Source organism: Sulfuricurvum sp. RIFCSPLOWO2_12_FULL_43_24 (assembly GCF_001829605.1).
Lineage (GTDB): Bacteria > Campylobacterota > Campylobacteria > Campylobacterales > Sulfurimonadaceae > Sulfuricurvum.
Map to the genome: position 1 here is coordinate 21,580 of NZ_MIBT01000114.1, position 18,516 is coordinate 40,095.

The window sequence follows — 18,516 nt, forward strand, 5'->3', positions numbered from 1 at the left end:
ACAGTGAGCAGTGTATAAATTTTAGGTAGTTTTGTCGATAGGGATATTGAGTAGGGTACAAACGTTATCAAAAAGCTTATTGGTAAAATCCAATACCTGTTTGATTTCTTCTCTTGGAGGGAGTCGTCTGTGCAGTGTCGGATATGATTCCTTGATGTGGTACGTCGTTATTAATCTTAGCATATCTTTTTCATGTTCATCGAAATCAATGGTATCGATGATGTAACTGTGCAACTCTATAAGGTTATGGGTTTTGAGGATTTGCTTGTTTTCATACGCTAAAAATGACTTTAGCATGATTTCAACTGCATAATGCAGATCAATCGCAATGACATCCGTATAATGTTCGACCTTATACAAAACCTGAGCTGAACTCAGATGATGCCACGCTTTGGTGAGCCACTCTTTAGCCGACGTTTCGTTCATAGAGGACTTTCCCGTTTTGGAGAATATCTATTTTGTAAAAATAATCTTCTCTTTGATCGATAAAATTGGCAGGGGCAGAAAGCAGATCAAATCCGATCTTATATTTGTAGATCAAATCGGTGATATTTTTCATAGCTGTCGCTTCGAAATTGCTATCATCGGTATCTTTCACCAAAAACAGATCGATATCACTCTCATCAGTAGGATTTCCGTATGCATAAGAGCCAAACAGGATGATTTTATCGGGATCAAGAGTTTTAAGACGTTCTACGATTTCGTGTTTGACTACTTCGATGTCTACCATCTGATCCCTCCTGTTTTGTAATGGGAATAATTATACATTAAAAAAAGTAAAGGCACTACCTATGGATGCCTGATTATAGAATCTTAGCTATAATACCAAAAACAATTATGCAGGAATTTTTATGAGCATTAAACACTCCCAAGCAGCCTTTGAAAAAGCCCAAGAACTTATTCCGGGCGGAGTTAATTCTCCGGTACGCGCCTTTAAAAGTGTCGGCGGAATTCCCCGTTTTATAGCGCGCGGAGAGGGCGGTTATTTGGTTGACATCGACGACAATCGCTATGTCGACTACGTGCAGAGCTGGGGACCGTTGATTTTCGGTCATCGTGATGAAACGATCGAACATGCCGTTATCGAAGCCGTCAAACACGGTCTCAGTTTCGGTGCGCCGACCGAGGCGGAGTCCGAACTTGCGGAGCTGATTATCTCTATCTATGACTCTATCGAGAAAATCCGTTTCGTCAGCAGCGGAACCGAAGCAGTTATGAGTGCGATCCGTCTTGCTCGCGGTTTTACCGGGCGTGATGACATCGTCAAATTCACGGGATGCTACCACGGGCACAGTGATGCGCTTCTCGTTCAAGCGGGTTCCGGTGCCGTGACATTCGGAACACCGAGCTCACCGGGAGTACCTGCGGACTTTACGAAGCATACATTGCTAGCGGAATATAACAACATCGAGAGTGTTAGAGCATGTTTCAAAGATAGCCCTGGAATCGCCTGTGTTATTATTGAACCTATCGCTGGAAATATGGGGCTCGTTCCTGCAACCAAAGATTTTCTTGCCGAGCTTCGTGCAGTGTGTGACGAATACGGTACATTACTCATTTTTGATGAAGTAATGAGCGGTTTCCGCGCCTGTTTACACGGTGCAGAGAGCATCACAGGAACCAAACCTGATCTCGTAACTCTCGGAAAAGTAATCGGCGGCGGTATGCCGGTCGGTGCGTTTGGTGGTCGTCGCGAGATTATGGCACACCTCTCACCTGAAGGCGGTGTTTATCAGGCAGGTACCCTCAGTGGTAACCCCGTTGCGATGGCGGCGGGTCTAGCTTCAATCCGTAAACTTAAAACCAACGCACGCATATTCGGAGTTTTAGAAGAACGGGCTAAACGTTTAATGAATGGCTTTGCGGAAGCGGCTAAAAAACACCATATAGGATTGCAAACCGATGTCCGTGGTTCAATGTTCGGATTTTTCTTTTGTGATGAATCGGTAGCAAATTTTGCTGAAGCACTCAAGAGTGATACGGCTCGCTTTGCACGTTTCCACGCGGCAATGCTCGATGATGGATTTTATTTTGCCTGTTCTCAGTTTGAGACCGGATTTATCTCAACCGCTACGACCGATGAAATGATCGAAGAGACCATCGCTGCGGCGAACAAAATTTTCGGAGAACTGTAATGGAAAATGAAGAGCAAAAACCTCGTTTAAAACCGATTATCGAGGGGGCTGAAACTTTATCTCTAGGTATTTCGATGGTAGTCGCCATTTTGATCGGTGTGGCTATCGGATTAGGCCTTAAAAAACTCACCGGAATCACATGGCTGTTATGGGTCGGTGTCGCTATCGGTATCGCCGCCGCTTTTTTAAATGTGTTTAAAGCCTACAGCAAGCAATACAAAGAGTTTGAAAAGCTCGCAAAAGATCCTCGCTACAACATGGGAAAATCACAAAAAGATGACGATGACGATGACGAAGATTAAAAAGCCTTTTCTCATTCTCGCTATTGCTTTTTTAAGCTCATTATTGCTATTGATGGATTCTGTTGCGCTCTATGCCAACTTTAGTGTTGCGATGTTTACCTCTATGGCAATTGTTATGGGCTCACTCTATTCCTACCGTAATATGATTCAAAGCCGCATCGGCGATGCAGATGTGGAAGATACAAAAGATGCTATTGATATGATGGATGACCCGTATGACTTGTACGAAGAAGAACGTGAGTCAGAGATCACCGATATCAAACAGATGATTAAAGAGGAAAAAGCGCGTCAGAAAAGCAACATTGTCCAGAATACGACCAAAAACGCCACAGCATTGGTATCAATCTATCGCTTGATTCCTTATGCATTTTTAGTATTAGGATTTATCGCATTAGAAAACAATCATTCATTGGAAATATTGCCTTATTTGGTAGGGCTTGCAGCGGGAATCCCGATAGGGTATCTGCTCGCTAAAAAACTGTTTATTTCAGAATTATAAGAATATTAAATATATTAACTATGCGTTTACACAAAGAGAGCTACAATAATCAAGTAATATAATAGTAAATAAAAGTGAGAAAAGGGGTTAAGATGTATATCTCAAAAATGATGGTTTCATTGATCTTGAGCATAACACTATTTGCTCAAGTTTCATGGGGGCAAATAGCTTCGACAGAGTTACTTTTAGGTTCACCTGTAACGGTATCTTCACACGATAAAGTTTCTCAATTTGTTGCACGCGAGGACGTTGCCAAAGCATTTGAAGAGATGGGAGTCGATCCTAAAATGATCGAACTGAAAGTGGCATCATTGAGCGATGATGAAATCAACACAATCGCATCGAAGATTGATACGTTGCCCGCCGGCGGTGACGGCGGAAGCATTATCGGTGCGCTTGTATTTATCTTTATTGTTTTGTTAATTACTGATATCCTTGGGCTTACAAAAGTGTTTAATTTTACCCGTTCAGTACGTTAAACGTGGCAATAAGAGATTTTCTTTTCTTTTTATACTGGGCTGCAGCTTTACTTATGCTAGGCGGTTGTGCCTTCAAAGATCCTCTCCCAGAGGGGAGAGTCTATCCTTCGATGTCTATGAACGTTCCTTTTATCGCCCCACGTGCAGATCTATGCGGTTCAACATCCATTCAAATGATTTCATTGTATTGGCAGTCAATCGGTGAATATACCCCTAAATTATCGATACAGGAACTGGATCATCGTACGCTGATTCCGCTCAAAGGGGGTACGTTGCAAGCGGAACTGATGAGCACTGCGCGTGCGAACGGACTCATAGCCTATCCTTTAGAACCGAATTTTGACGCACTCTTTAGTGAGCTTGCCGCTCATCATCCGGTTATTCTATTAATCAACCGGAGTTATTCATGGTATCCCCTGTGGCACTATATTCCTGTGAACGGATACGATGAGACGAATCGGAAACTTTTAACCCATTTTTCAGATCAGCCAAATGAGCCGCTAGCGGTTGAAACTTTTGCGAAGATGTGGAAACGCAGTGATAATTGGGGAGTTGTCCTTCTTCCGCCTGGAGTGATACCGGCATCTGCTTCATCCAAAAAGTTCTTGCGTTCCGTGTATGAACTGGAGAAAATCGGTATGGTCGTGGAAGCGATCCAAAGCTATCAAAGTGCACTTATACGTTGGCCTGAAGATTCGGATATCCATTTTATCTTAGCCAACAGTTATTACCGTCTAGATCGTCTTAGCGAGGCGGAGGAGAGCTATCGCCGTTTTCTGTTGAGTAATCCATCCCATCCTCTTGCTCTGAATAATTTGGCAATACTCTTATCAAAAACAGGGAGAGAAAAAGAAGGATTGATGTTGTTGGACACTGCAGTAAGTAAAGATCCTGAAATTCAAAAAATGCTCCTCAATACCCGTGAAGAGCTGTTAAAAAAGTAATTACTTCACGATCATCGGAACGTTGATCGTTATTTTATTCTCTTTTTGATCGATAAACAGATTATTCTCTTCCGCTAAATGGGTAATCTCCGGTAGATATTTGCGAATAATCGATTCGGCAGATATTTCGATGGAGAAGAGTGAATATTTTTCTCCCTCAAATTTGATATGTTCACCGACTCGGAAAAACAATCGTGTTAGAATCTTTTCATTTCCGGACATAGAGACGTAAATTTTATTAAGCAATTTGATAAACATCTCGGTTTGAAGGCGAATCTCAGGGATTGTGGGATCGAGCTCTTTGGTATATTTGGTTTGACTTCCGATTGAATTGGAACTAATACATAAATCGATCAGAGTATAAACATTAATCAACTGACCGTTAGGCTTTTGGGCCGTAAATTGGAACGAGGGGAGTTGATAGAGCCGGATACCGATTTGCTCTTCATCTTCATATCCAACCGTAATCCCGAAAAATTTAAATCGTCCGAATTCAAGTTCCAGAAAAGTCGTTTTAAATCCGAAAGAAGAGCTGGCATATGTCGTTGCTATTTTATAGATAGCAGATGCTTCAATCGCACCGAGGAGATACTGCGCCTCGGTATTCAAAGAAACAATTTTCCCGCCGGAGTTAAAAAGGATAAATGGATTAAAGTCGTACTCAATCCATTGCTGATCGAATGTCATCAGTCCTCGATATAATTTTTAAGTTTACGACCCACTTTAGGGTGTTTGAGTTTCTTGATCGCGCTGCTCTCAATCTGACGGACACGCTCACGAGTAACGTTAAGCTCTTTACCAATCTCTTCGAGGGTACGGTCACTTTCATCGTCCATAATACCGAAACGCATTTTGATAACTGCTTTTTCACGCTCATTGAGCTGTTCTAAAACACTTTCGATTTGGACTTTCAAATCGTCTTTCAAAATAGCGTCACTTGGAGAGAGTGACATTTTGTCTTCGATGAAATCACCGAAACGTCCGTCCTCTTCATTCCCGATAGGAGCTTCGAGTGAAATCGGCTCTTTGGTAATTTTGATAACATTTTTAACTTTTTCAACCGACAAGCCCACTTCTTCCGCGATGGTTTCGACATCCGGCTCTTTTCCGTGTTCTTGGAGGTGTTTACGCATAATCTTATTGATACGGTTGATCGTTTCAATCATATGAATCGGAATACGGATGGTACGTGCCTGATCGGCGATAGCACGGCTGATCGCCTGACGGATCCACCACGTCGCGTAGGTTGAGAACTTATACCCTTTTTGGTATTCGAATTTATCCACCGCTTTCATCAATCCGATGTTTCCTTCTTGAATCAAATCAAGGAAAGGAAGACCTCGGTTGGTATAACGTTTAGCAATCGAAACAACCAGACGGAGATTCGATTTTGCCATACGGGTTTTAGAGACTTCAGAGATATTTTTACCCCGTTTGATCTGTTCCAAAATATCGGCTAACTTTTCAGGCTCCATATTGAAGCCCCCTTTGGAAGCCTCTTTGGTTTGGATCAGTTTTTTGATTTCCATATAGGTGCTGACCATAGTTGCTTCAGGAACTTTGGTAGCAATCTCTTCTTTGGTCAAATCGCAAATTTTATTCAAAATCAATACATGATTTTTTTTGAGCTGATCGTTAAAAAGGGGAAGTTTGTACTCAAGACGTTTGAGCTCACGATCAAACCCTTCATCACTGCGCAATGCTGTCTCCATCGACCTTACCAATTCATTGATAAGCTTAGAGGTTGGTCCAAGATCCAACAATGCTTCTTTGAGCATTTTTTTCTTGAAGCTGACGTTGAGGAAGAATAAAACATACTCAGCATCCATCTCATCAATCGAACACTCATCTAACATTTTTTCGGTTGCTTTAACCCAATCTTTTTTCGCTTTTTCAAGTGCTTTAAAACTGGTAACAACTTTTTCAACCCGTTTTTTATCTTTTACCGACGGGGCTTTTTCCGTTGTTTCTTCTTCATCGATTTCATCATCGCTGTCATCATTTTCTTCTTCGTTCTCTTCTTCAAAGCTTTTAAAGAGTTCTTTGACACGACGTTCGCGGTTGATGAGTGGATCTTTGTAATCGAGGATGAAATCGATAAGGTAAGGGACCGAACAGATTGCATCGATAATAATCCCTTCCCCCATCTCCATACGTTTAGAGATCTCAACCTCTTCTTCTTTGGTTAGAAGGGGAATTTGACCCATTTCACGTAAATACATACGAACCGGAGAATCAGAACGTGACCACTCGAGAAGTTCATGCTGTTTAAGAATGTCAAATTCATCACCGCTGGCTTCTTCAATGTATTTAAGTTGAGCGGCACGTTTGGCAGCTGCTTCTTGCTGATTGAGCATTTTCGCGTGTTCTGAAGAGGTAAAAAGACATATCTTGTGTTTTTGAGCCAGCTTTAGGATAGTTTTTGCTTGGGCAAGGGTAGGTTGTTTGTCAAAAGGATCGACAATTGTTTCATACGTGAGACAATTTTTAGATTTATGTTCGGCAAATAGAGTTTCGAGGTGTTTATTTAGATCTTTGACGCTCATTCTAGGAGGGCTCCCTTACGTTTAAAAAGATGTGGATTATACCGAAATTTTTCTTAAAGTCTATGTTTGCTCGCAAAATGTATTCCATAAAATATATTGGAACACTTGTTGCTATCAGAGTCTCAATACTCCACAAGGATGATAAATGCAGACCGGATATTATGCGGCAACAGGGGGGATGGTAGCACAGTTTAATCGTATGGATACGATTGCTTCCAACCTGGCTAATGCCAATACAACGGGATACAAACGAGATCAACTGATTACGGGTGATTTTGCACGTTTATTTAAAACGGCGCAAAGTGAGCTTCCGATTTCCAATCAAACGGAAGAAGCGGCCCAATATTTCAACCGTTCTCTCTCTCGTGTTCCTCAGATTACTGATGCTTATACCGACCATTCATTAGGATCAATGCAGCGAACCGATAATACCTTTGATTTGGCTCTTGCGAAAGAGGGACAATTTTTTGCGGTCAAAACACCGCAAGGGGTTCGTCTTACGAGAGATGGCTCATTTACTATTAATGATGAGGGAAATCTGGTCAATAAACAAGGACATGAAGTTCTACCGGCTGATTATTTTAAAACCAAAACAACGATTAAATTGACTCAGCAAGACAGCATTGTTACGATCGATAAAAATGGACAAATTTCTACTAATGTTCCTGATTCAATGCAAATGGTAGCCAACAAAAAATTGCTTGTCGTTGAACCTCAAAATCTAAGAGCCATCAAAAAAGAGGGCGAGAATCTCTATATTCCAGAATCAACTGATCCACTGACACCCTTAACCGAAAGCGGAAGTGTAATGCAGGGATTTGTTGAAAAAAGCAATGTTAATGCAGTCAATGAAATGATCGCATTGGTTGAAGCCAATCGTCTTGTCGGTATGTATCAAAAAGCGATGGATTCACAAATGAATGATCTTAACCGTGATGCGATTGAAAAAATCGCTTCAACACGACGATAAACTTAAGGAGATATGACTCATGATGCAATCACTTTACACCAGTTCTACCGGAATGATGGCAATGCAAACCCAAATCGATACCACGGCGAATAATATTGCCAACGTTAATACGATGGGATATAAAAAGTCACGTGCTGAATTCGCCGATTTGATGTACAAAGTTATGACCTATGCGGGAACATCTACCAGCGATACAACCAAATCTCCTACCGGGATCGAAGTGGGGCTTGGGGTACGACCAACCGCTATCAATAAAATCTTTACCGAGGGGAGTCTCAAACAAACGGACAATACCCTCGATACTGCCATTACCGGCAAAGGTTTTTTTAAACTCGAACTCCCAAACGGAACCGAAGTCTATACCCGCAACGGTTCATTTAAAGTCGATGAAAACGGTACGCTCGTAAACTCGGACGGATACAAACTCGTCCCTGAAGTGGTGGTTCCCGAAGATTCTATCGATATCAGTATCGGAACGGATGGTATTGTCAGCGTTACCCAATCAGGACAAGCGCAAGCAACTCAGGTAGGACAAATTTCATTGACCAACTTTATCAATCCGGCCGGTTTGCATGCGATGGGAGATAATCTTTTTGTGGAAACGGACAGTTCAGGTCAACCGGTTGAAGGTACTCCGGGCGTAGACGGCTTAGGAAATATTCGACAAGGATTTGTGGAACTTTCAAACGTTCAGCTCGTCGTTGAATTGACCGATCTTATCACCGGACAGCGTGCCTACGATGCGAATTCCAAAGTTATTACCACCAGCGATGAAATGCTCGCAACAACCAACGGATTGAAACGCTAATATTAATCACTATTAAATCCCTTTTTCGGGGATTTAAAACTCTTTCAACTCTTCTTGGCTATAATCCCCTTAATTTTACGTAACATAGGATTTTTTTGATGCAAAAGATTGAAGGGAAAGTTTGGAATTTCGGTAAAGATATCGATACCGACCTCATTATTGCCGCACGTTATCTGAATACTTCAGACCCAAAAGAACTCGCAAAACATGTCATGGAAGATGCTGACCCAACATTTGTGAGCAAAATGATCCCCGGTGACATTATCGTTGCCGATGAGAATTTCGGATGCGGTTCTTCACGCGAACATGCACCGATCGCCCTCAAAGCAGCCGGTGTAGCTGCGGTTATCGCTCCAACTTTTGCCCGTATTTTTTATCGCAACGCGTTCAATATGGGACTCCCGATTTTTGAACTTACAGAAAGTTTAGAAATCAAAGAGGGTGAATCGGTCAGTATCGATATGGATGCAGGAACAATCACCAATACAACCAATGGAAAAGTATACAACTTTATCCCGATTCCGCCATTTATGCAAGAATTACTAAGTGCCGGCGGATTAATGAATTACGCAAATGCCGAAATAGCAGCTCAGGAGAAATAATTGATGAAAAGTTACAACATTGCACTGATCAAAGGGGATGGAATCGGTCCTGAAATCGTTGATGAAGCGGTAAAAGTTCTGGACGCGGTTGCTGCATGTGAAAACCTGGAGTTCAACTACCAAGAAGCTCTTATGGGCGGATGCGCTTACGACGTTACGGGTGATCCGTTGCCTCAAGAGACGATTGATATCTCTTTAGCAAGCGACGCGGTACTTTTCGGCGCTATCGGTGGAACCAAATGGGATACCCTCCCGAGAGAAAAACGTCCTGAGAGCGGTTTGCTCCGTTTCCGTAAAGAGTTGGGTGTATTTGCCAACCTCCGTCCGGCCAATGTTTATGATGAACTCGTTAATGCAAGCTCGCTCAAACCTGAAATCGTTAAAGGTGTTGATTTGATGGTTGTCCGCGAACTGATCGGCGGCATCTATTTCGGTGAGCCAAAAGGGCGTGATGAAAACCGTGGATGGAATACGATGGTTTATACCCGCGATGAAGTCATCCGCATCGCGCATGTGGCCTTTAAAATCGCGATGGAACGTTCTAAAAAAGTGTGTTCGGTTGATAAGGCAAATGTACTTGACGTAAGCCAGTTGTGGCGTGAAGTGGTCGAAGAAGTAGCGAAAGAATACCCTGAGGTAGAACTCAGCCACATGTATGTCGATAATGCGGCGATGCAGTTGATTCGAGATCCGAAACAATTCGACGTAATTTTGACCGGAAATATCTTCGGAGATATTCTAAGTGATGAAGCTAGTATGCTCTCAGGTTCGATCGGGCTTCTCCCCTCGGCGTCTGTCGGTGCAGCTATCGGGGTGTATGAGCCGATTCACGGTTCGGCTCCCGATATCGCAGGGCAGGGGATTGCAAATCCTATCGCTACCATCGCGAGTGCTTCAATGATGCTCCGTTTCGCCCTTAACGAGCACAAAGCGGCAGATCGTATCGATTACGGCATCAAACAAGCGCTTGCTGAAGGCTACCGTACCAAAGATATTGCGGGATTCGATGCTAAAGAGATATGTTCAACCAGCGAAATGGGTTCCATCATCGCAAATTTTGCAGCCAAATGCAAACTCTAACCCTCGCTAATATTTACGAACTTCAAGGGCTCAAAGAAGATGCTCTTGAAATTTACAAAGAGATTTTAAAAAAAGACCCCTCAAATGCGGATGCAAAAATTGCAATTCGTCGTCTCTCAGGGATGCGTAAAAAGTTTTTAGGGGTCAACAATGAAATGAAAGCTTTTTTTGTCCAAATGGACGAAGAGGCTGAATTTATTCAGTTTGAAAGGTGGTTGTTACGCGCATGGAACTAAAAGATGTTATTTTGTCCACATTGGCAGAGATTGAAGAGTTAGCTGCATCTCCTGAAAGCGCTGAAAAAATTGAGCCTCTCAAAGAGGAAAACCCATTTCATCATGATGAACCTATCAAAAAGGATCATTTGAACGTTGAGAGCATTCATACCGTACGTGATGACGAAGCAAGAATGCTAGAGGGGATTCGAGAACGCCTCCTCGTTCTTTTTGAAGGATTTCAATCTCCTAATAATGTCCAAATTGAAGCGAAAGTGGATTTGACACTCAATTTTCTTGAATATCTTTTAGCAACGATCGATCATCGTTTGGATACGATCAAATAATTTAAAATGCTCCACACTAGAGGTTAAAGAATGAACGAACACTATCGGGTATTGATCCATTGTAACGATGAAAAAGGGCTCGTCTATAAAGTATCGAGTGTCTTTTTTCACCGTAATCTCAATATTATTTCCAATAATGAATTTGTCGATAAAGCCCACAATAAATTTTTTATGCGCAGCGTTGTTGCCGGTGAAATTGCACCCGATGTACTTCGTTCTGAACTAAAAGCTATTTTACCTGTAAACGCCCATTTGGAAGTTATCGCTCCGCGTAAAAAAAGGGTGGTCTTGATGGCGACCAAAGAGTCTCATGCATTGGGCGATATTTTAATTCGCTACGAAGCAGGTGAACTCGATTGTCACATTGTGGGAGTTGTCTCAAATTATGATTTACTGGAGCCGTTGGTTTCAAAATTTGATATCCCTTTTTATACCGTCTCACATGAAGGATGCGACCGTGATGAACATGAAAAACGTGTTCTCGCACAGCTCTCAGAACTCGGTGAGATCGATTATATGGTACTGGCAAAATACATGCGTATTTTGACTCCCCGTTTCGTTAGAGCTTATGAAGATAAAATCATCAACATCCACCACTCGTTTCTCCCTGCCTTTATTGGAGCGAATCCGTATAAACAAGCGTATGAGCGTGGAGTCAAAATTATCGGCGCAACAGCCCATTTCGTAAACAATCATCTCGATGAGGGACCGATCATCGCGCAAGACGTTATCCACGTCAATCACGCCTACGGATGGGAAGAGATGCAGCGCTTGGGCCGTGACGTTGAGAAAATCGTCCTCTCCAAAGCACTTAAATTAGCATTGGAGGATCGTATTTTTGTTCATGCCAATAAAACGATCATTTTCTAAATGTTTAATATCGTTTTAGTCACTCCTCAAATCCCGAATAATACAGGGGCAATAGGAAGGTTGTGTGTTAATACCGGGTCATCGTTACACCTAATCAAACCAATCGGTTTTGATATCGATGAAAAAGCGGTACGTCGTGCAGGTTTGGATTATTGGCATAAAATCGATTTGCATGTCTGGGAGAATATCGATGATTTCATGAATGCTCACCCTAATACTGAGCGTTTTTTCTTCGCGACTACTAAAACAGACCGTCCCTATTTTGAACTAGATTTCAAAGAGGGTGATTATCTTTTATTCGGCAGTGAAACATCTGGGATTCCAAGTGATATCCTGGAATCATTTCCAAATCAAACAATGACTATACCGATGACCAAAGAAGGACGAAGTCTAAATCTCGCTATCAGCAGCGGAATAATCCTCTATGAAGCGATCAAACAAAATTTTAATTCTTACCGAAAGATGATGTAACATGTGGTTTCAAATTCTCGATACTTTCGTCATTGTTTTATTTATTATTTTTCTCGTCTTTATCTTTAGAGGATATCATCTTTCCCGTCTGGATAAAATGGAGAAAGAGGATCAAGAAAAAAATCTTTAGACTAAAAAATTTTCTCTGCCCACATTCCCATCTTCATTTCAAATTTATCCATCCATCCGTTTGCTTTGCGAATAACCTTTGCCATTGTCAACTCCTTGAGTGATATTAGGCAAATTGTAGATTGATTTAAAAATATCGATATAAAATATGTCATTTTGTCATATAATTGCTTTTTTTATGGCATAATACCTACAATATACTATCAATACTTCAAAAGGATTTCAATATGAAAACATTCAGTGATATCGTTGAGGCAATCAAAGATATTGTCTCTTCCGAATTCCCCGATAAAAAAGTGTTTGATAAAGATGTGGCTGAATTATTGGATATTTCACAAATGAATTTTGCCACCATGAAAAAACGCAACAAAGTTCCCTTTAGTGAATTACTCGATTTTTGCGCTAAACGCTCTATCGCTATCAATTGGTTGCTCTATAACCAATCTCCTGAGAGTTTGATAGAACCGACTAACCGTGTATATATGGTGCGCTATTTCTCTTCGGTCAACGCCTCTGCGGGTGGAGGGGCGGAAAACGACGAACTCGAGTATGAGCCTTTAATGTTGGAAGAAAATTTTGTTTTTTCTCTCGGAGGAGAGAAAGAGCTGCGTCATATCGAAGCTATCAATGTTTCCGGTGATTCCATGGAGCCCTCTTTTAGCTATAACGATATAGTTTTTGTCAACCGTTCTAAAACGGATCTAAGCCGAGGGGGAATTTTTACCATTCGAACTGAACACGGGCTCTTTATTAAGCGTTTGCAAGTGCGGATTGATGGTAAACTTGATATTATTTCAGATAACAAAGACTATCCAACCTATGTTGCACATAAAAATGAAGTCGAAATTATCGGCCGAGTTGTAGGACGTTTTGGCGGAGTCGAATAATATTGGAAATGTATGATGAAAACAACCGTATGGATAAGTGGGCTTTTATTGGTATTGGGGGGGTGTAGCACCCATATAACTACCCCTGTGATACCTGCACCAATAAAGTCTCCTAATGCTACTAAAACACTTGATACAAATCAAAGTGCTTTGAGTGATCCATTTTGTTGCATGCTTCCCCAAGACCTTGAACTAAAGCTCCCTGAATACGGTCCAAAAGTAAACGATTTGGAACGATTTGAGCAATCGATGGCCCCGTATGTCGAAAAAAACGGTGTTGATCGTGAAAATTTATTTGAAGTTCAAAATAGCTTTGAAATGCGTTACTTTTCACCGTGGGGGTACATTGCTGCACCTCAAAAAGTAGAAGAGGTCACATGGCCGCTTCGAGCTTTCAGAGGAGGGTATGGAAGTAATCTAAAACCAGTCCCCCCTTTATGGTTTGAAGAGATGAAACAGCAAAGTAATTTTGAAGCCTACGGAACGATCAATAAAAAAGCGATTACTCTAAAATGGATGGATATTCGAGCATTTCCGACGGATAAACCACTGTATAAAAATCCCGCACTGCCGGGGGAGGGGTATCCATTCGATCTCTTGCAAAATAGCAGTGTCAATTACAATGAACCTATTTTTATCTCACATACCTCAAAAGACGGGGCATGGAGCTATATTTTTACCAATAACGTGTCAGGATGGGTCAAATCAGACGGTATTACTCTGATCAATGATGAAACAGCGCTTATGATTCAAAAATCCGAAAAAGCTTTTTTGATTGAAGATAATATAGCGTTATTGGACAATACGAACCGATTTATTGCCTATTCACGCGTGGGTATGGTTTTACCTTTGGAACGTGTCGAGGGTGACAACTATTATGTCAAAGCGATTGATACAAACAGTTCAACCAAAATCCTGTCTCTGCCAAAACACTCAGCCCATATCGGTGTAAGCCGACTCAACAAAAGTGACTTAATTACCATTGGAACACAACTGCTGAAAAATACCTACGGTTGGGGCGGAATGTATGGAGAACGTGATTGTTCTTCTATGATACGTGACATGATGACCCCATTTGGAATTTGGCTCCCGCGTAACTCTTCTGCGCAAGCACGGAAAGGTGACATCGTCTCATTTACAGGGCTGAGCGATGATGAAAAGCTCTTTCTAATAAAAGAAAAAGGCATCCCATTCGAAACCATTATTTATCTCAAAGGGCATGTATTGCTTTACGTTGGCACCTATCAAGATAGTGTAATGGTGATGCATAATGTTTGGGGAGTACGTACCCTCGATAAGCAAGGCAATCGTGGACGTCATATCATCGGTAAAGCGGTAATCAGTACATTAGAACTGGGAGCGGATTTAGAAGATTTCGATCCGGCTATGAAATTACTTTCACGCGTGGAGAGTATGAATATATTTACTCAACCTCCGACTACCCTTACTCGTAATACTAAAAATATTCCCAAAAAGAAATCTCTTTAAAAAATTATCCTCGAATATCTAAAAGCGAGCCCAGCATCTCATCTTGGGTTCGAATTGCTTGAACGTTTGAAGCAGCAATTTTTTCGATCGAAATCTGATCCGTTAACTCTTTCGAGAGATTGGTCTGTGATTTTTCACTTCCGTTCGACGTAGCCAATGTCGTATTGGCTTTAGTTGATCCGTTTTGTGTTTCACTGACAGTCGTATTGCGTGGAACATACCCATCGGTATTAACATTTGCCACATTTTGGGCATTGTTATTCATATAAGTTTGATTCGACATCAAAGAAGAGATGTTTGAGCTCATCATCTAAAGCTCCTTATTATCAGATAAGAAAAGTATATTCCCCGCTCGCTTAAGAGTTAGCAGGGTAATTCGATTAGTGTAAATCGGCATTGAGCTTCACTTCACGTGTAGAGCGGCGGATAAGCAATTGACCTGTTGTTGAATCTTGTCGGTAATGGATACCGTTCAATCCGACCAAATCTTTACCTTTGAAACTGGTTCCGCTCAATGCGGTTGCAGGATTTGCTTCTTGGATTTTAGCCAACTCTTCGGCACTCACCGCAAATTTTGTTCCCGCCAATACGGCGATCCCCGCATCGACGATACATCCATCCCCTAGAGCGATACCCGTTACCGAATTAGCCCCTAACAGGGTATTTTTACCGATTGTGACGGGGATTCCGTCGGTTCCGCTCAAAACGCCGAGGATTGAGGCCCCGCCGCCGACGTCTGAACCATCACCCACAACGGCAGAACTGGAAATACGCCCCTCTACCATGCTCACACCGGTAGTTCCCGCATTAAAGTTGACATAGCTGGCACCCGGCATGATCGTCGTACCGGCATGGAGTTGCGCACCGAAACGGACTTTTGAATCGTCCAATACTCGAGTATTGTTAGCCGGGATAATGTGTTGGAGATAACGCGGGAATTTATCGACGAAATCAATTTTTGGATATTCGTTGGCAAATTTAAGTTCAATCTCATTTTCACGCAACCATTCGAGTTCGATCGGTTGCCCGTCCGACCATGCGACATTATGCAATGCGCCAAATGCACCGTTAAGATTAAGAGAGCGAAGCGGTGCTTTAGATGTTGATAATGCGTAAAGTTTGAGATACGTACCTTCAACACTGACACAAGCGACATCATCAAACAATAGTACAAGACGGAACTCACCCTCGCGCATACCGCGTTCTTTGATTTGGTTATAGAGGGCTGAGATCACTTGGATATTTTTGTGTGCATCCCCGTACGCTTCATCTGAATAGGGGGTAAATGCGTTTAAACACCCCTCTAAAAATTTGAGGGTTACGGGGACAATTACTTCATTCGCGGTAAAATCAATCTCGAAACCTTGCTCTTGAGCACTTTTGATAAAGATCGCCGCACTGCCGAAGTTTTCGTTCCAGTTGATATGAGGGAACGAGGCTTGGAGGATTTTATCGCTGTTAAGCTGACCGAAATCAACACGGCAAATACCGAATGCGAGGGGATTTTTGAATCCTGTAGTGTTTTGAATCTCTTGAACACATGCTTTAAACGCTGATTCGGTTTCTAGAATTTCCATATTTGCTCTCTTGTTATAAAATTAATGTGGAATTTTACCATAAGAGCCTAGACTTCAGTTGAATCTTGCATGTTATACTATCGCATATTATTGATGGAATGATTATGGAACAATGGATTGAATTATTAAAAGCGAATGATTATCTTGGTGTTAAAAAACATCTCAAAAGCGGCGGCAACCCCAATGAGGTGGAAGAGAACGGTGAATCGGTGATTTGTTTTGCTATGCGCTATCACTGTGATAGTGAAATAATCGATTTATTAATCGATAACGGAGCCGATATTCATCATGTAGATGAGGAAGGGGTTAGTGTATTTGATGTAGCTGTCACGTATAACAATCTGCCCCTCATTGAAAAACTGATTGTGGATGGTTTTGATGTCAATCAACCGACACGCAGAAGCGGGTTTACTCCACTCATGGGAGCCGTTTGTTACGGACGTGTTGATGTAATCAAAAAATTATTGGAATTAAATGTCGATATACACTCTCGCGATGCTTATGGATTAAGTGCTCTCGATTTTGCACGCAAAATGCATAAAAAATCAATTTTGGCTCTTTTAGAAGGAGGTAACGATGGAACAGATTAAAACGTTTTTATTATTAGGTTCTTTAAGTGTACTTCTCGTACTTATCGGCGGATACTTTGGGGGAACCGGCGGTATGGCAATTGCCCTCCTGATCGCGGGAGGAATGAACTTTTACGCCTATTATTTTTCCGACGCGATGATATTGAAACATTACAATGCACATGAGGTTGACCCCCGAGAAGCACCAATGCTTTACCGTGTTGTCGAACGTCTTGTCGAACGTGCAAATTTACCAATGCCAAAAGTCTATATTATCCATGATCATATCCCCAATGCATTTGCCACCGGTCGTAATCCTGAACATGCTGCCGTAGCAATTACGACAGGACTGTTAGAGTTGCTTTCTGAGGATGAAATAGAGGGGGTTATGGCACATGAGCTATCCCATGTTGAGCATCGGGATATTTTGGTTGCAACCATCGCGGCTACCATCGCCGGAGCCATCGCCTTTGCTGCGAATATCATGCAGTTTGGTGCGATGTTCGGTAACCGAAATAATCGAGGCGGTAATCCGATTTTGATGATTGCCATGGCTATTTTACTCCCCATCGCTGCGAGCATAATTCAAATGACAATCAGCAGATCACGTGAGTTTATGGCGGATGAAGGTGCGGCACGTTTGACCGGACATCCTGAATGGCTTCAAAATGCTCTGATAAAACTTTCGAACTATAACGGAAGAGGAGAAGTGCACGGAGCAACTCCGGAAAATGCCCATATGTTTATCATAAGTCCCTTTGATGGCAAAAAAATTTCATTTGCGAATCTCTTCCGTACCCACCCTACGACGGAACAACGATTGGAACGTTTAGAGGCATTAAAAGAGGAACTTAATTCGTCTACAGAACAAAACAAGCTCTATGACAGACATTATGTTTAGCGAGTCATTCAGACTCGATTTTGAGTGTAAAATGCGGTTTGTGCGGTAACTCTTTTTTCGGGCTTTTGAGAAAAACATATCGATAGAATACATACACAACCGCACTGATACTTAGTGCAACGAGTAAATAATTTACTGTACTCATCCAATCTCCTCATAACTAGTATTATAAGTAAATCGACAAAATATTTAAAATCTTTATTTTTTGTTATTTAGAATGATTTCAAAAGGAATTAATTTTTCCTCTAAAGCATCGATAAATAGCTGAAAATTTTGAATACCCAATTCATAATCAAGCGATGCAACAGAAATTTCAACTATTGGATTTCCTCCGTTCATCATCGGCAAAGATGAAAAGTCAACTGATTTATCCATTCTATTCATCACATCAATCAGAGTATTTTCAGAGGTTTGAGCGATGAGTGTATGACGAAAAAGCAACGGTGCTTTGGGATAAAAACATTTCAATGCTTCCTCAACCATCGGATGGGACATTTCAGGAAATCCCGGCATAAAGAAGTAGCGATCTTCAAGATAAAATCCAGACATATTATTGATTGTATTATGGAGAAGCTCAGATTCTTTAGGGAGTTCAGCCATATGGACTCGGTGAGGATAGGCTGCTTCTGCGAAACGCTCAATAATATCCTGCGTAAACTGTTCATGCGGAATCAATTCACCGTCACTGAAGACGTTG

General features: G+C 41.7%; 25 protein-coding genes. 17 read left to right on the forward strand and 8 right to left on the reverse strand.

Features of this window, described 5'->3' with window-relative positions; translation table 11 throughout:
* Positions 1–21 precede the first annotated feature (21 nt).
* Both A3G19_RS10585 and A3G19_RS10590 read right to left on the reverse strand, forming a co-directional pair.
* Positions 22–426, reverse strand: a complete 405-nt coding sequence (locus A3G19_RS10585) for a HEPN domain-containing protein (protein WP_294872714.1) — start codon at positions 424–426, stop codon at positions 22–24.
* Positions 407–730, reverse strand: coding sequence for a nucleotidyltransferase domain-containing protein (locus A3G19_RS10590; protein WP_294872717.1), 324 nt, complete (start codon positions 728–730; stop codon positions 407–409). Before A3G19_RS10590 ends, A3G19_RS10585 begins: the two co-directional genes overlap by 20 nt.
* Positions 731–851: 121 nt before the next feature.
* Here A3G19_RS10590 and hemL point away from each other — a divergent pair, with 121 nt between their 5' ends.
* From hemL to A3G19_RS10615, 5 genes are all read left to right on the forward strand, one after another.
* Complete coding sequence (hemL, locus tag A3G19_RS10595) at positions 852–2,135, forward strand: glutamate-1-semialdehyde 2,1-aminomutase (RefSeq protein WP_294872719.1); 1,284 nt, start codon at positions 852–854, stop codon at positions 2,133–2,135.
* Positions 2,135–2,437, forward strand: coding sequence for an AtpZ/AtpI family protein (locus A3G19_RS10600; protein WP_015653573.1), 303 nt, complete (start codon positions 2,135–2,137; stop codon positions 2,435–2,437). Before hemL ends, A3G19_RS10600 begins: the two co-directional genes overlap by 1 nt.
* Complete coding sequence (locus A3G19_RS10605) at positions 2,424–2,936, forward strand: hypothetical protein (protein ID WP_294872722.1); 513 nt, start codon at positions 2,424–2,426, stop codon at positions 2,934–2,936. The genes A3G19_RS10600 and A3G19_RS10605 overlap by 14 nt, the downstream gene beginning before the upstream one ends.
* 92 nt (positions 2,937–3,028) lie before the next feature.
* A complete protein-coding gene (locus tag A3G19_RS10610; RefSeq protein WP_294872725.1) occupies positions 3,029–3,415 on the forward strand; it encodes a PA2779 family protein in 387 nt (128 codons plus the stop codon).
* Between the two features lie 110 nt (positions 3,416–3,525).
* Complete coding sequence (locus A3G19_RS10615) at positions 3,526–4,359, forward strand: PA2778 family cysteine peptidase (protein WP_294872728.1); 834 nt, start codon at positions 3,526–3,528, stop codon at positions 4,357–4,359.
* On the opposite strand, the gene A3G19_RS10620 is transcribed toward A3G19_RS10615, so the two are convergent.
* Together A3G19_RS10620 and rpoD are read right to left on the reverse strand one after the other, a co-directional pair.
* Positions 4,360–5,046 carry a hypothetical protein gene (locus tag A3G19_RS10620; protein ID WP_294872730.1) on the reverse strand — a complete coding sequence of 229 codons (687 nt, stop codon included), beginning with the start codon at positions 5,044–5,046 and terminating at the stop codon, positions 4,360–4,362.
* Positions 5,046–6,905, reverse strand: coding sequence for an RNA polymerase sigma factor RpoD (gene rpoD, locus A3G19_RS10625; protein WP_015653568.1), 1,860 nt, complete (start codon positions 6,903–6,905; stop codon positions 5,046–5,048). Before rpoD ends, A3G19_RS10620 begins: the two co-directional genes overlap by 1 nt.
* A gap of 145 nt (positions 6,906–7,050) precedes the next feature.
* Between rpoD and A3G19_RS10630 the strand changes: the two genes are divergently transcribed.
* The 10 genes from A3G19_RS10630 to A3G19_RS10675 all read left to right on the forward strand — a co-directional run bounded on the left by A3G19_RS10630 (position 7,051) and on the right by A3G19_RS10675 (position 14,772).
* Entirely contained in the window at positions 7,051–7,875 is an 825-nt protein-coding gene (locus A3G19_RS10630; RefSeq protein ID WP_015653567.1) for a flagellar hook-basal body protein, read from the forward strand.
* A gap of 19 nt (positions 7,876–7,894) precedes the next feature.
* A complete protein-coding gene (gene flgG / locus A3G19_RS10635; protein WP_015653566.1) occupies positions 7,895–8,683 on the forward strand; it encodes a flagellar basal-body rod protein FlgG in 789 nt (262 codons plus the stop codon).
* Positions 8,684–8,781: 98 nt separating this feature from the next.
* Positions 8,782–9,285, forward strand: coding sequence for a 3-isopropylmalate dehydratase small subunit (locus A3G19_RS10640; protein WP_015653563.1), 504 nt, complete (start codon positions 8,782–8,784; stop codon positions 9,283–9,285).
* A 3-nt stretch (positions 9,286–9,288) separates the two neighbouring features.
* Positions 9,289–10,365: a 3-isopropylmalate dehydrogenase gene (gene leuB / locus A3G19_RS10645; RefSeq protein WP_294872733.1), complete on the forward strand. Its 1,077-nt coding sequence runs from the start codon at positions 9,289–9,291 to the stop codon at positions 10,363–10,365.
* Positions 10,353–10,601 carry a tetratricopeptide repeat protein gene (locus A3G19_RS10650; RefSeq protein ID WP_015653561.1) on the forward strand — a complete coding sequence of 83 codons (249 nt, stop codon included), beginning with the start codon at positions 10,353–10,355 and terminating at the stop codon, positions 10,599–10,601. Before leuB ends, A3G19_RS10650 begins: the two co-directional genes overlap by 13 nt.
* The gene (locus A3G19_RS10655; protein ID WP_294872736.1) at positions 10,592–10,927 is read left to right on the forward strand and encodes a hypothetical protein; all 336 of its coding nucleotides are present in this window, start codon (positions 10,592–10,594) and stop codon (positions 10,925–10,927) included. Before A3G19_RS10650 ends, A3G19_RS10655 begins: the two co-directional genes overlap by 10 nt.
* A gap of 30 nt (positions 10,928–10,957) precedes the next feature.
* On the forward strand, positions 10,958–11,797 hold the full coding sequence (purU, locus tag A3G19_RS10660) for a formyltetrahydrofolate deformylase (protein ID WP_294872739.1): 840 nt from the start codon (positions 10,958–10,960) through the stop codon (positions 11,795–11,797).
* Positions 11,798–12,268 (forward strand): tRNA (cytidine(34)-2'-O)-methyltransferase, encoded by a 471-nt coding sequence (locus A3G19_RS10665; protein WP_294872743.1) that lies wholly within the window; start codon positions 11,798–11,800, stop codon positions 12,266–12,268.
* Between the two features lie 356 nt (positions 12,269–12,624).
* Positions 12,625–13,284, forward strand: a complete 660-nt coding sequence (locus A3G19_RS10670) for a LexA family transcriptional regulator (protein ID WP_015653557.1) — start codon at positions 12,625–12,627, stop codon at positions 13,282–13,284.
* Positions 13,285–13,296: 12 nt separating this feature from the next.
* Positions 13,297–14,772: an SH3 domain-containing C40 family peptidase gene (locus A3G19_RS10675; protein ID WP_294872745.1), complete on the forward strand. Its 1,476-nt coding sequence runs from the start codon at positions 13,297–13,299 to the stop codon at positions 14,770–14,772.
* A gap of 4 nt (positions 14,773–14,776) precedes the next feature.
* Here the strand turns inward: A3G19_RS10675 and A3G19_RS10680 are convergent, their stop codons facing one another.
* Together A3G19_RS10680 and A3G19_RS10685 are read right to left on the reverse strand one after the other, a co-directional pair.
* The gene (locus A3G19_RS10680) at positions 14,777–15,082 is read right to left on the reverse strand and encodes a hypothetical protein (RefSeq protein WP_015653555.1); all 306 of its coding nucleotides are present in this window, start codon (positions 15,080–15,082) and stop codon (positions 14,777–14,779) included.
* A gap of 70 nt (positions 15,083–15,152) precedes the next feature.
* Complete coding sequence (locus A3G19_RS10685; RefSeq protein WP_015653554.1) at positions 15,153–16,349, reverse strand: tetrahydrodipicolinate N-succinyltransferase N-terminal domain-containing protein; 1,197 nt, start codon at positions 16,347–16,349, stop codon at positions 15,153–15,155.
* A 104-nt stretch (positions 16,350–16,453) separates the two neighbouring features.
* Here A3G19_RS10685 and A3G19_RS10690 point away from each other — a divergent pair, with 104 nt between their 5' ends.
* A complete protein-coding gene (locus A3G19_RS10690; RefSeq protein ID WP_015653553.1) occupies positions 16,454–16,939 on the forward strand; it encodes an ankyrin repeat domain-containing protein in 486 nt (161 codons plus the stop codon).
* Complete coding sequence (htpX, locus tag A3G19_RS10695) at positions 16,926–17,819, forward strand: zinc metalloprotease HtpX (protein ID WP_294872747.1); 894 nt, start codon at positions 16,926–16,928, stop codon at positions 17,817–17,819. The genes A3G19_RS10690 and htpX overlap by 14 nt, the downstream gene beginning before the upstream one ends.
* A 4-nt stretch (positions 17,820–17,823) precedes the next feature.
* On the opposite strand, the gene A3G19_RS10700 is transcribed toward htpX, so the two are convergent.
* Together A3G19_RS10700 and A3G19_RS10705 are read right to left on the reverse strand one after the other, a co-directional pair.
* Positions 17,824–17,964: a hypothetical protein gene (locus A3G19_RS10700; protein WP_015653551.1), complete on the reverse strand. Its 141-nt coding sequence runs from the start codon at positions 17,962–17,964 to the stop codon at positions 17,824–17,826.
* 53 nt (positions 17,965–18,017) lie between these two features.
* On the reverse strand, positions 18,018–18,516 hold a 499-nt coding region (locus A3G19_RS10705; protein WP_294872750.1), incomplete at its 5' end, for a competence/damage-inducible protein A.

Excerpts from the sequence above, each read along its gene's own strand:
- A3G19_RS10700 (WP_015653551.1), bottom strand. The coding sequence starts at position 17,964 with ATGAGTACAGTAAATTATTTACTCGTTGCACTAAGTATCAGTGCGGTT.
- A3G19_RS10655 (WP_294872736.1), top strand. The coding sequence starts at position 10,592 with ATGGAACTAAAAGATGTTATTTTGTCCACATTGGCAGAGATTGAAGAG.
- A3G19_RS10675 (WP_294872745.1), top strand. The coding sequence starts at position 13,297 with ATGATGAAAACAACCGTATGGATAAGTGGGCTTTTATTGGTATTGGGG.
- A3G19_RS10650 (WP_015653561.1), top strand. The coding sequence starts at position 10,353 with ATGCAAACTCTAACCCTCGCTAATATTTACGAACTTCAAGGGCTCAAA.
- A3G19_RS10670 (WP_015653557.1), top strand. The coding sequence starts at position 12,625 with ATGAAAACATTCAGTGATATCGTTGAGGCAATCAAAGATATTGTCTCT.
- A3G19_RS10615 (WP_294872728.1), top strand. The coding sequence starts at position 3,526 with ATGTCTATGAACGTTCCTTTTATCGCCCCACGTGCAGATCTATGCGGT.
- A3G19_RS10685 (WP_015653554.1), bottom strand. The coding sequence starts at position 16,349 with ATGGAAATTCTAGAAACCGAATCAGCGTTTAAAGCATGTGTTCAAGAG.
- A3G19_RS10610 (WP_294872725.1), top strand. The coding sequence starts at position 3,029 with ATGTATATCTCAAAAATGATGGTTTCATTGATCTTGAGCATAACACTA.
- rpoD (WP_015653568.1), bottom strand. The coding sequence starts at position 6,905 with ATGAGCGTCAAAGATCTAAATAAACACCTCGAAACTCTATTTGCCGAA.
- flgG (WP_015653566.1), top strand. The coding sequence starts at position 7,895 with ATGATGCAATCACTTTACACCAGTTCTACCGGAATGATGGCAATGCAA.
- A3G19_RS10640 (WP_015653563.1), top strand. The coding sequence starts at position 8,782 with ATGCAAAAGATTGAAGGGAAAGTTTGGAATTTCGGTAAAGATATCGAT.
- purU (WP_294872739.1), top strand. The coding sequence starts at position 10,958 with ATGAACGAACACTATCGGGTATTGATCCATTGTAACGATGAAAAAGGG.
- A3G19_RS10585 (WP_294872714.1), bottom strand. The coding sequence starts at position 426 with ATGAACGAAACGTCGGCTAAAGAGTGGCTCACCAAAGCGTGGCATCAT.
- leuB (WP_294872733.1), top strand. The coding sequence starts at position 9,289 with ATGAAAAGTTACAACATTGCACTGATCAAAGGGGATGGAATCGGTCCT.
- A3G19_RS10665 (WP_294872743.1), top strand. The coding sequence starts at position 11,798 with ATGTTTAATATCGTTTTAGTCACTCCTCAAATCCCGAATAATACAGGG.
- A3G19_RS10690 (WP_015653553.1), top strand. The coding sequence starts at position 16,454 with ATGGAACAATGGATTGAATTATTAAAAGCGAATGATTATCTTGGTGTT.
- htpX (WP_294872747.1), top strand. The coding sequence starts at position 16,926 with ATGGAACAGATTAAAACGTTTTTATTATTAGGTTCTTTAAGTGTACTT.
- A3G19_RS10630 (WP_015653567.1), top strand. The coding sequence starts at position 7,051 with ATGCAGACCGGATATTATGCGGCAACAGGGGGGATGGTAGCACAGTTT.
- hemL (WP_294872719.1), top strand. The coding sequence starts at position 852 with ATGAGCATTAAACACTCCCAAGCAGCCTTTGAAAAAGCCCAAGAACTT.
- A3G19_RS10680 (WP_015653555.1), bottom strand. The coding sequence starts at position 15,082 with ATGATGAGCTCAAACATCTCTTCTTTGATGTCGAATCAAACTTATATG.
- A3G19_RS10620 (WP_294872730.1), bottom strand. The coding sequence starts at position 5,046 with ATGACATTCGATCAGCAATGGATTGAGTACGACTTTAATCCATTTATC.
- A3G19_RS10590 (WP_294872717.1), bottom strand. The coding sequence starts at position 730 with ATGGTAGACATCGAAGTAGTCAAACACGAAATCGTAGAACGTCTTAAA.
- A3G19_RS10605 (WP_294872722.1), top strand. The coding sequence starts at position 2,424 with ATGACGAAGATTAAAAAGCCTTTTCTCATTCTCGCTATTGCTTTTTTA.
- A3G19_RS10600 (WP_015653573.1), top strand. The coding sequence starts at position 2,135 with ATGGAAAATGAAGAGCAAAAACCTCGTTTAAAACCGATTATCGAGGGG.